At 74.8% G+C, this 10,777-nt stretch carries 5 protein-coding genes and 2 pseudogenes; 1 reads left to right on the top strand and 6 read right to left on the bottom strand.

Annotated elements, in window-relative coordinates; genetic code table 11:
* The 6 genes and pseudogenes from MCAG_RS35350 to MCAG_RS35335 all read right to left on the bottom strand — a co-directional run.
* Positions 1 to 2,712 (bottom strand): beta-ketoacyl synthase N-terminal-like domain-containing protein (locus tag MCAG_RS35350; protein ID WP_007076124.1); only part of this gene is annotated, 2,712 nt, incomplete at its 3' end.
* Positions 2,648 to 6,388, bottom strand: coding sequence for a type I polyketide synthase (locus MCAG_RS36435; protein WP_198141656.1), 3,741 nt, complete (start codon positions 6,386 to 6,388; stop codon positions 2,648 to 2,650). The genes MCAG_RS35350 and MCAG_RS36435, both read right to left, overlap by 65 nt.
* Entirely contained in the window at positions 6,385 to 6,723 is a 339-nt protein-coding gene (locus MCAG_RS35835) for a polyketide synthase dehydratase domain-containing protein (protein ID WP_255349024.1), read from the bottom strand. Before MCAG_RS35835 ends, MCAG_RS36435 begins: the two co-directional genes overlap by 4 nt.
* Position 6,724: 1 nt before the next feature.
* Positions 6,725 to 7,213 (bottom strand): polyketide synthase dehydratase domain-containing protein, encoded by a 489-nt coding sequence (locus tag MCAG_RS35830; RefSeq protein ID WP_050778092.1) that lies wholly within the window; start codon positions 7,211 to 7,213, stop codon positions 6,725 to 6,727.
* A 504-nt stretch (positions 7,214 to 7,717) separates the two neighbouring features.
* Positions 7,718 to 8,104: pseudogene (locus MCAG_RS36430) on the bottom strand (ketoacyl-synthetase C-terminal extension domain-containing protein); the annotation flags it as partial.
* Between the two features lie 88 nt (positions 8,105 to 8,192).
* Positions 8,193 to 10,466, bottom strand: a pseudogene (locus MCAG_RS35335) (SDR family oxidoreductase); the annotation flags it as partial.
* Between the two features lie 16 nt (positions 10,467 to 10,482).
* Here MCAG_RS35335 and MCAG_RS36425 point away from each other — a divergent pair.
* On the top strand, positions 10,483 to 10,777 hold a 295-nt coding region (locus MCAG_RS36425; RefSeq protein WP_369751340.1), incomplete at its 3' end, for a hypothetical protein.

The raw sequence follows: 10,777 nt of genomic DNA, 5'->3' as shown, positions 1-10,777 counted from the left end.
GGCCGAGGTGACCGGGAACCAGTGCAGTTCCCCGGCGAACGGGTACGTGGGCAGCCGGATCAGCCGGCCGTCCGGGGCGGGCACGTCCTCGCCGGCCAGCCACCGTGCGGCCAGTGCCGCCGATGCCGAATCCCCGGTCGCCGCCCCGCCGAGGGTGCCGGACTGCGTGGCGCGCAGCAGGCGTACCGCCTCGTCGTGGTCGTCGGCGAGCACGGCGAGACGGGCCCGCATGGGCTCGCGTCCGGCGCAGAGCGTGTGGGCGACGTCTGCCAGCGGCGGACGGACCCGGTCCAGGTGCTCGGCGAGCAGCGCCGAATACACGTGCAGGCGTTCGGCGCTGCGCGCCGAGAGCAGCAGGAGGTACGGCCCGGAGCCGGTGCGCGGTGCGGGCAAGGGCTCCGGCGCCTCCTCGATCACCACGTGCGCGTTGCTGCCGGTCAGGCCGAACGAGCTGACGCCGGCCCGGCGGGGTGCGCTCGCGGTGCTCGGCCACGGCGTGACGGTCCGGTCCACGCGCAGCGGGGAACTCTCCAGCGACAGATACGGGTTGGGGTCCCGGAACCCGGGCATCGCGGGCAGTTCGCCGTGGCGCATCGATAGCACCACCTTGACCACCCCGGCCAGCCCCGCCGCGCCCTCCAGATGGCCTAGGTGCGCCTTGGCCGAGCCGAGCCCGCAGAAGCCGACCCGGTCGGTATGCCGGGAGAACGCCTCGGTCAGCGCCCGTACCTCGATCGGGTCGCCGAGCAGGGTGCCGGTGCCGTGCGCCTCGATGTAGCCGATCGTGTCGGCCGTGATTCCGGCGTCCGCCCAGGCGTCGACCAGCAGGCCGGTCTGCGCCTCCGGACGCGGCGCGGTCGGATTGTTGGCCCGACCGCCGTGGTTGGCCGCCGAGCCCTTGATCACCGCGTGCACCGAGTCGCCGTCCCGCAGCGCGGCCTCCAGCGGTTTGAGCAGCAGCGCGACGACACCCTCACCGGGTACGTACCCGTCCGCCCTGGCGTCGAAGGTGTGGCACCGGCCGGTCGGCGACAACGCCTGCACCCGCGAGCCGTTGACGTGGTGCAGGGGGCTGAGGATGAGGTTTACCCCGGCGACCACGGCGGTGTCGCACTCCCCGCCCCGCAGCGCGCGTACCGCCAGATGCAGCGCGGTCAGCGACGACGCGCACGCGTTGTCCACCGGCACGCTGGGCCCGCGCAGGTCGAAGGTGTAGGACAGCCGGCCGGCCAGCGCGGAGACCAGCCCGGCGCCGCCCTCGTAGTCGCCGATCGGCAGGCCGGCCCGGACGATCTCATCCCAGTAGTCACGGAAGCAGCTGCCCACGTACACACCGGTACGGCTGCCGTGCAGGCGGCGGCCGTACCCGGCGTCCTCGACGGCGGCGTGCGTCACCTCGAGCAGCAGCCGCAGCTGCGGGTCGAGCCAGCGGGCCTCGCGTGGGGCAATGCCGAAGAAGGTGGCGTCGAACCGGTCGGCCTCGATGAAGCTGCCCCACCGCGAGTAGGTGCGACCGGGCCGGTCCCGGTCGGCGTCGAACCAGGGCCGCCAGTCCCAGCGCTCCGGCGGAATCTCGCTGATCAGGTCCGTACCGGCGCGGAGATGGTGCCAGAACGTGTCCAGGTCGGGTGAGCCGGCGAACCTGCCGGCCATGCCGATGATCGCGATGTCCCGGCCGGTCGGTCGGTCCCTGACCCGGGGCCCGGCCACGGCGTCCTCCGGGACGGCCCCTCCCGCCGACGCGGTCGGGGTGACCTCCGCCGACACGGCGGACGCCGCCGATCCGGACAGGCCGGCCCCCGCCACCAATGCGGACGGGCTTGCTTCGGCCGGCGCGGCGGGCGACGGGGATGCCATGGTCTGCGGCGGGAATGCCTCGGGGTGCTCCCCGGCGAACCAGGCGGACAGCTCCTCGACGGTCTGGTATTCGAAGAAGAGCGTCGGGTACAGCTCCAGACCCAGGTCCCCCTCGATCGTCCGGGCGAGCCCGATCAGTGCGGTCGAGTCGATGCCGAGGTCCATGAAGGTGGCGCGCGGGTCCACCGGGCGGTCCCCGTTGAGCGCGGCGAGGCGGCCGGTGAGGTAGGCCGCGACCCGTTGCTTTACCCCACCCGCCGGTTCCGTGTCGACCGGGCCGGTGGCTGTGGTCGGTCCAGCCGGCGTCGACGCGGTGTACCGGGCGTATCGGTAGGTGAAGCCGTCCAGCGCGAGCAGCACCCGACCGTCGTCGGCGCAGAAGGTGACGTCCACGATCTCGGTGTCCGGCAACGACCGCACGTGCCGTACGAGGCAGTGGCAGTGCGCGCCGACCGGTTCGTACGCGCGGACCCGCTCGATCAGGAACGGGATCCACACGCCGGCCGCGCTGGCCGGGTCACCGCCAGCTCCCGCACGGGCAGGCAGTGCGGCGAGGCTGGCGACGTACGCCCCGTCGAGCAGCGCCGGGTCGGCGGTGTCGGCGTACCGGAAGCCGACGAACTCGTCGGGCAGCCGCAGCTCGGCGAGCACCTGACCGGGCGTCGGCCACGCCCGGACGACGGTGGTCAGGGCGGGGCCGCGCTGGCTCTCGGTTCCGCCGTACAGCGCGGCGCCGGGCAGGACGGGACCGGTTGCGCGCAGGCCGGACAGGTCGACCGGCTCGGTGGTGTCAGCCAGCGGTTCGAACCGCCCGCCGGCCACCTCGCGCTCGCCGTCGCCGGTCTCCACCAGCACGGAGAACGATCCGTCGCCGACCGGGTCGGCCAGCCGGACACGAGCGGACTGCTCCGGCCCGAGCAGCACCGGCCGGCCGAGAGTGAGTCCGCGCACCGCCACCGGAGCCCCGGTGGCCGCGCGCCGAGCGGCCACCGCCACGGCGCACCAGGTCACGCCGAGCACCACCCGGGTCGCCGGGTCCCCGTCGAACGGGTTGCGGCCGAGGTGGTCGCGGACGCGCGGCTCGTCGTACGCGAAGGTCCACCCGCTCGTGGCGCGTAGCTGACGGATGCGGGCGGATACCTACGCGCCGGTGAGTCGGCCCGCCCGCAGCTCGTGCAGGATCTGCCGCAGCTCGCCGCCGGACGGGGCGTCGGCGGTGGGACTCATCGATCGGCCTCCAGCAGCGTGAGGGCGTGGTCGGGGTCGATCCGCTGGTCGCGGACCGCGGCGAGCAGCTCCTCCAGCGAACCGCCGGGCCCGGTCGATCGCCGTTCTGGTCGGCGGGGCGGAGACCGGCACGGCCAGGGTGGGCGCGATGTCGGGCAGGTCGACCACCGGCCAGCCGAGCCGGTACCGGCGACGCCGAAAACGTCGGCGGAGGCAGCGGGCGGCGGGCGACCAGGTGCCCGGCCGGCGGGGTGAACTCCTCCAGCACCAGGTGCGCGTTGGTGCCGCCGAATCCGAACGAGGAGATGGCCGCGCGGCGCGGCAGCCCGTGCGGCGGGCCCCAGCCCTGCAGCCGGGTCACCGGATAGAACGGCGACTCGGGAAACCGGAACCGAGCGTGCGGGCGAGCGCAGTGCAGGGTTGGGGGAATCATCCTGTGACGCAGCGCCAGCACCGTCTTGACCAGCGACGCCACGCCGGCCGCCCGCAGCAGGTGGCCGATGTTCGACTTCACCGAGCCCACCCCGCAGTAGCCGGTGCGGTCGGTGTACTCCCGGTGCACCCGGCTGGCGGCCCGGATCTCGATCGGGTCGCCGAGCAGGGTGCCGGTGCCGTGCGCCTCGAAGTAGCTGACGGTGTCCGGCGCGATGCCGGCCGCCGCGTACGCCCGGCGCAGCACCTCCTGTTGGCCATCGGCGCTGGGCACCGTGAGTCCCATGGTGCGCCCGTCGTTGTTGACCGCACCGCCGAGGATCACCGCGAGGACGTCGTCGCCGTCGCGCAGCGCGGCGGCGTACGGCTTGAGCAGCACCAGACCCGCGCCCTCGCCGATCACCAGGCCCTTGGCCCGCTCGTCGAACACGTGGCAGCGGTCGTCGTCGGAGAGCACCTCGGCCTTGCTGAACGCCACGTGCAGGTAGCCGTCCACGAGCAGCTCGACGCCACCGACGACGGCCTGGTCGCAGTCGCCCGACCGCAGGTCGCGGCAGGCGTTGTGCACCGCAACCAGCGACGAGGAGCAGGCGGTGTCGATGCTCTGCGCCGGACCACGCAGGTCGAACGCGTCGGCCAGCCGGGCCGCCATCATGTTGGGAATGGTGTTGACGATCAACCGGCGGGCGTGCTCGGCAGTCAGCCGTTCGGTACTGCGCTGGACGTAGTTGCTCTCACCACCGCCGATGTAGACCCCGGTCCGTGAGCCGGCCAGGTCCGCCGGCCGGTAACCGGCGGCGTGCCACAGCTCCTCGGCCAGCTCCAGCAGGATCCGATGGTGCGGATCCATGGACAGCGCGTCGTCGTCGCCGATCCGGAACCGGGCCGCGTCGAAGCCGTAGATGTCGTCCAGGAACCCACCCCACCGCGAGTACGAACGCTGGGGCGCGGTGCGGTCCGGGCTGTAGAAGCCCTCCATCGCCCAGCGGTCGGCCGGTACGGTGCCCACCAGGTGCCGTCCTGAGCGCAGATTGTCCCAGAACGCGGCGACGTCCGGCGAGCCAGGCAGCCGGGCGGCCATTCCGATCACCGCGATCCGGCCGTCGTTGGCCGACGCCGAGGGCCGGTTTACCACGACCATCGGCGCCGCAGTGGGCGCCCCGGCCGGGGTCGGGGCGGGCGCGGCGCCGGCCGAGGCCGACGGAATGACGACGGGCGCGGCCGACGGGATGGCCACAGGCGCGGCAGCCGTGGCCGACGGGCCCACGCCCTCGGCGGACAGGTAGGCGGCCATGCCCCGGATGGTCGGGTGCTCGGCCAGCACGCCCGGTTCGACGACGACGCCGTACTCCCGCTCCAGGACGTTCATCAGTGACATCATCATGATCGAATCGACGCCGTAGCTGCTCAGCTCCTCCTCCGGGTCCAACTCGGCCGCGTCGACCTTGAGCAGCTCCGCGCAGATCCGGGTGAGGCCCCCCTCCAACCAGGCCAGGCCCGACCCGGACGCCGCACCGGCCCCATCAGGACCGGCCATGCGCCGACCAGCCGCGTCCGGACCGGCGGGAAGGTCCACGGTGGTTAGTGCGGGTGCCATGGTCGGAGTGGCGGCCGCCAGCCGGGCCCGCAGCCGGGCAGGATCGCCGTACATGACGCCTACCTGCGGCTCGTTGCCCGCCAGTGCCGCCTCGAACGCTGCCAGGCCGGCCGTCGCCGGCATCGGTGCCAGCCCGGTGTCGCGCCACAGCCGCTCGCGGGCCACCTCGTCGACACGCATGCCGCCGTCGGCCCAGAGCGGCCAGGCCACCGAGACGGTACGGCCGGCGCGCTCGCCTCGGGCGCGCAGGTGCTCCCGCTGCACGGCGAAGGCGTCGAGGTACCGGTTGGCGTACCCGTATTCCGACTGTCCGGGGTTGCCGAGCAGCCCGGTGCAGGAGGAGAAGGTCACGAAGAGGTCCAGCTCGTCGCCGGCGGTCGCCTCGTCGAGTACCCGTACGCCGGTCACCTTGGGGGTCAGCACCTCGTGCCACTGCTCGTCGGTCTTGGTGGCGAGCAACCCGTCCCGGATCACCCCCGCTGCGTGCAGCACGACCTGCACACCGCCGAACCGCGACCGCGTCCGGTCGAGCACCGCGCCGATCTGCTCGGGGCACGACACGTCGGCCGCCTCGTAGACCACCGGTACGCCCAGGTCGGCGGACCACCCGGCCAGCCCGGCGTCGGGGCGGCCCCGACCGACCAGGACCAACGCGCCCGCGCCCCGGCGGGCGAGGTACTCGGCGAAGATCCGGCCCAGGCCGCCGGCACCTCCGGTGATCAGCGCGACCGCGCCGGGACGCAGCAGCGAACCGGCCACCGTTGCGGGCTCCGCCTCGACCCAGGAGATGCGCAGCCGCCGGCCGCCCGCGTACCGCACTTCGACCTCGTCGCCACCGGCGGCTAGTTCGGCCGCGACCGCCGAGGCGGTCAACGTACCGTCGGTGCCGACCGTCGACAGGCGCAGCCGGCTGTTCTCCAGCCGGACGGTCCGGGCCAGCCCGGCCAGCGCCGCGCCCTCGAGGTGGTCGACGGGGTGCACGACGAGCAGGCGCGCCGGGTTCCGGGAGCGGGCCGCTTCCCGGCACGCCCGGAAGACGGCCAGCGGCGTGGCCTCGACGACGTCCGCAGCGGCCAAGTCCGGGCCGGCGAGCGCGGTGGCTGGCACGCCGACGGTGAACACCCGCCCGGTGACCGGCTGCCCCGGTACGGCCGGCAGGTCCGCCGGCCGCCAGCGCGCCCGGAACAACAGCGCCGCACCGACCGCCGACGCCGGACCGGGAGCGGGGATGGCGAGTCCGGCCGGCTGCGGCGCAGCGGCGACCGTCGGGGTCACGGCGGCGGAGAGGGTACGGACGGCCAAACCGAGCAGTCGGACGGAGACCCGCCCCGGCGTCGTCGGGTGACCGTGACGTCGAAGCGGCGTACTCCGGCACGGGCGGCACCGTCGCGGACCGCGTACGCCCAGCCCCGGGCGGGGCAGCGGCGCGTCGAGCAGCACCCGTGTGGCATGAACGGCACCGACGGGCGCTCGCCGTCGTCGGTCAACCCGAGCAGGGTGTGCAGCGCGCCGTCGAGGATCCCCGGGTGCAGCCCGAACCGGTCGGCGTCACCGGCCGCATCGTCCGACAGCACCCAGCGCGACAGCGCCTCGTCCCCGGCCGCGTACAGCTCACGCAGGCAGCGGAAGGTAGGGCCGTACCCGAAACCCGGCGGTGGTCAGGTCGCGGTAGCAGTCCGCGCCGTCCCGGCCGGCACCCAGCCGGGCCCGTACCGCCGGGATGTCCACTGCGGGCGGCGGGGCCGACGCGTCCGGCACCGTGCCGGTGCGGGCCTGCCCGTACGGGACGCCGCCGGTCGACCGGAACTCGATCCGCAGGTCACCGTCTGCGGCGCCCGTCACGGTGGTGTGCAGCTCGACGGGTTCGGCGTCCACCGTCACCGGCCGGGCCCAGAACACGTCCCGCAGGACGTTCACCGGCCGGCCGGCGTAGCGTTGGGCGGCGACCCGGGCCAGTTCCAGGTAGGCCACACCGGGCAGGGTGCGCCGACCGGCGACCACATGGTCGCGGAGGAAGAACTCGGTCCCGTCGAGGCGGGTCACCATCCGCCAGTGCCCGTTGACGGTGCCGTCACCGTGCGCCAGCGGATGTCCGTCCACGGCACCGGCGGGCTGTCGGGCCTCGGGCGACGCGCCGTCGCCGGTCGACCCGGCGAGGGCTCCGGATGCCCCGGCGGTGGTCTCGAACCAGATCCGAACGGGTGCGAACGGGTACGTCGGCAGGGGCACCCGCCGGCCGGACAGCCGTGCCGTCCAGTCGACGTCCACCCCGGACACCCAGGCCCGCGCCAGGCTCGCCGGATCGGTACCGGCCAGGTCGGCACCGGCCGCCTCCGGCGACGCGGACGCCGCCTCCGTACCGTCGGCCCGGCGGGTGGCGACGGTTCCGGTCAGTACGCCCGGGGCGGTGCCGGTCGCGGTGAACGTGGCCAGCCGGTCGGCTAGCTCCGCGCGGTCGGCGACCACCGTCGCCAGCCGGGTGGGCAGCGTCGCCCGTCCGGTGGCCAGGGTGTACGCGATGTCGGCCAGCGCCGGACCTCCGGGCAGCCGGGCGGCCAGAGCCCGCACGGTGGTGTCGGGTCGGCAGGCCGCCGGAGGCAGCGCCGTCCCCAGCACGGCACCGAGCCGGCCGGCGAGGGTGGCCGCGCCGACAAGGTCCATGCCCTGCTCGGCCAGGGGCGCGTCCAGGTCGACGACGGCGGGGGCGACGTTGAGCACGTCGGCGACCACCGCCCGTGCCCGGTCGAGGTCGGCGTCGGTCGTGTCGCGCAGGAAGGTCGCCAACCGGTCGGCGTACGCGCGCAGCCGCTCCGGGGTACGCGCCGAGAGCACCACGACGTGCTCCCCCGACGGGTACGGGTCGCCGGCCGGCTCCGTGACGTGCTCCTCCAGTACCACGTGGGCGTTGGTGCCACCGAAGCCGAACGAGCTGAGGCCCGCCCGACGCGGCAGCGTCACCCCGCCAGGGCTGGTGGGGCGCGGCCACGGCATGGCCCGGTCGACCACCCGGAACGGGCTCCCGTCCAGGCTCAGGTACGGGTTGGGCGGGCTGGCGTGCAGGGTCGCCGGGGAGGGTCCCGTGCCGCAGCGCCAGCACCACCTTGATCAGTCCGGCGATGCCGGCGGCCGGTTCCAGGTGCCCGATCTGTGACTTGACCGAACCCAGTCCGCAGCCACCGGGGACGGGCCTCGGACCGCCCCGCCGGCCCGCCTCCTCGAACGCCTCCCGCAGTCCCTCGACCTCCACCGGGTCGCCCAGTTCGGTGCCGGTGCCGTGCGCCTCCACGTACGAGATGTCCGCCGCGTCGACCCCCGCGTCGTCCCAAGCGGCCAGCACCAGGTCGGCCTGGGCGCGGGAGTTCGGTGCGGTGGGTGAGCTGGCCCGGCCGCCGTGCCCGACCGCCGAGCCGCGCAGGACGGCGTACACGTGGTCGCCGTCGGTGAGCGCCCGCTCCAGCGGCTTGAGCACCACCACGCCCACGCCCTCGCCCCGGACGTAACCGTCGGCGTTGGCCGAGAAGGTACGGCACCGGCCGGTGGGCGAGGCGACGCCCATCTGGGTGGTCAGGATGTGGTACCGGGGGGTGAGCATGAGGCTGACGCCACCGGCGACGGCCAGCTCCGATTCCCCCGACCGCAGCGAGCGGATGGCCCGGTGCACCGCCACCAGCGACCCCGAGCAGGCGGTGTCGATCGCCTCGCTCGGGCCGCGGACGTCCAGCAGGTACGACAGCCGGTTGGGCAGCATGGCGTGCTCGTTGCCGGTGCCGATCTGCGCCACCCGGATGCCGGCCTCCTCCAGCAGCTGCCCGTACTCGCGGAACTGCACGCCGGCGAAGACGCCGACCCGGCGGCCGGCGAGCGTGGTCGTAGACCAGCCGGCGTCCTCCAGCGCCGCCCAGGCGGTCTCCAGGAAGATCCGGTGCTGCGGGTCGATCAGTTCGGCCTCGCGCCGGGAGATGCGGAAGAAGGCGGCGTCGAAGTGGTCGGCACCCCCGATGAAACCGCCCCACCGGCTACGGGAACGACCCTCCGTGTCGCCGCCGGAGGCGTCCACCGCCCGCCAGTCCCAACGGTCGGCCGGCACCTCAGCGATCAGGTCCCGGCCGGCGACCAGGTTGCGCCAGTACGCGGCGAGGTCCGGTGAGCCCGGAAACCGGCCGGCCATACCGACCACCGCGATCGGTGCCCCGCCCCGGCTCGCGCCGGACGGGGTCGGTTCCGCCGACCTGGGTCGCGTGAGCGCCACCGGCTGCGGGCCACCCGACGGCGGCTCCGGCGCCCCGCCCCGGGCACCGGCGGCGGTCCCTTCCGCGAGAACGGGTGCCGGGGCGGAAACGGGGTGGACCGGCGGGGCGGCCATGGCGTGGGGTGCCGGGTCGGCGGGGAGGTGCGCGGTGGCGTACCGGGCACGCAGGGCCGCCCCGTGCCGGTCGGCGAGGTGGTCGGCGACCTCCCGGAGGGTGCCCCGGGCGAAGAAGAGCGTCGGGGAGACCGGAACGCCGAAGACGTCGGTCAGCCGCTGGGCGTAGGTCTTCAGGCTGAGCGAGTCGAAGCCGAACGCGCTGAGGTTCTCGTCCGGCACCAACCGGTCGGCGTCGAACCGTAGCACCTCGGCAGCGACCGCGCGCACCTCGCTCCGCAGCCGCTCGGGCCAGTCATCGGGGGCGTCGTCCGATGCCCCACCGGACTGGACCGTGCCGGCTCCCACCGGCACAGCCCCGACCGGCGGTTGATCGCCGGCGGCTGCGGCGGGCAGCACCACGGTCTGCGACCAGCCCCGGGCGAGGGCCAGGTCGAGGATGTCGAGCCCGTCGGTGGTGGAGAGCGGCACCACCCCGGTCGAGCGCAAATACAGGTCCTCACCCGGCAGGTGCATGCCCCCGTCCGCCCAGAGCGGCCAGTTGAGTACGGCGGTGGCGCCGCGACGCTGCCCGGCGGCCCGTCGGGCCTCCCGCCACTCGCCGAAGGCGTCGAGGAACCGGTTGGCCACCCCGTACCCGCCGAGGCCGAAGTCGCCAAGCACGGCGGCGGCCGAGGAGAACAGGACCACCGCGTCGAGGTCCTCGTCCCGGGTCGCCTCGTCCAGCGCCAGCACGCCCGTCATCTTGGGGCGCAGCGTGGCGGCCAAGCCCGAATCGTCCACGTCGGTCAGTGGGCGGGGGTCCAGCACGCCGGCCGCGTGCACCAGCACGTGCGTCCCGCCGTACCGCTGCCGCAGTCGGGCCACGAGGTCCCGGGCGGCGGCCGGGTCGGCCACGTCGGCCGACAGGTAGACCGCGTCGGCGGCACCCCCGCCCCGCAGGGCGGCCAGCACGGCTTGTCCGTCGGCGGTCAGCGGCGAGCGACCCACCCAGCACCATCCGGCCGTGGTGGCGGCGGGCCAGGTGAGCGGCGACGATCCGGCCGAGTCCACCCATGCCACCGGTAATCAGGCAGACCGCGCCGGGGCGGATCCGCACCGCCGGGCCGGTGGCCACGTCGGCCGGACGCAGTCGGCGGACCAGCCGTGCGCCGCCCACGTGGCGGACCTCGGGATCCGACCCGTGCCACTCGGCCAGCGAGCGGTCGACACACTCCGCCGGCGGGAGATCGCCGCCGACCCCGACCGTGCTGAACCGCATGTCCGGCACGGCCAGCCCGGCAGAGCCGGCAAGCGCCGCC

It is taken from the genome of Micromonospora sp. ATCC 39149, from assembly GCF_000158815.1.
Taxonomy (GTDB): domain Bacteria; phylum Actinomycetota; class Actinomycetes; order Mycobacteriales; family Micromonosporaceae; genus Micromonospora.
This window is presented reverse-complemented; position numbering and strand designations above follow the sequence as displayed.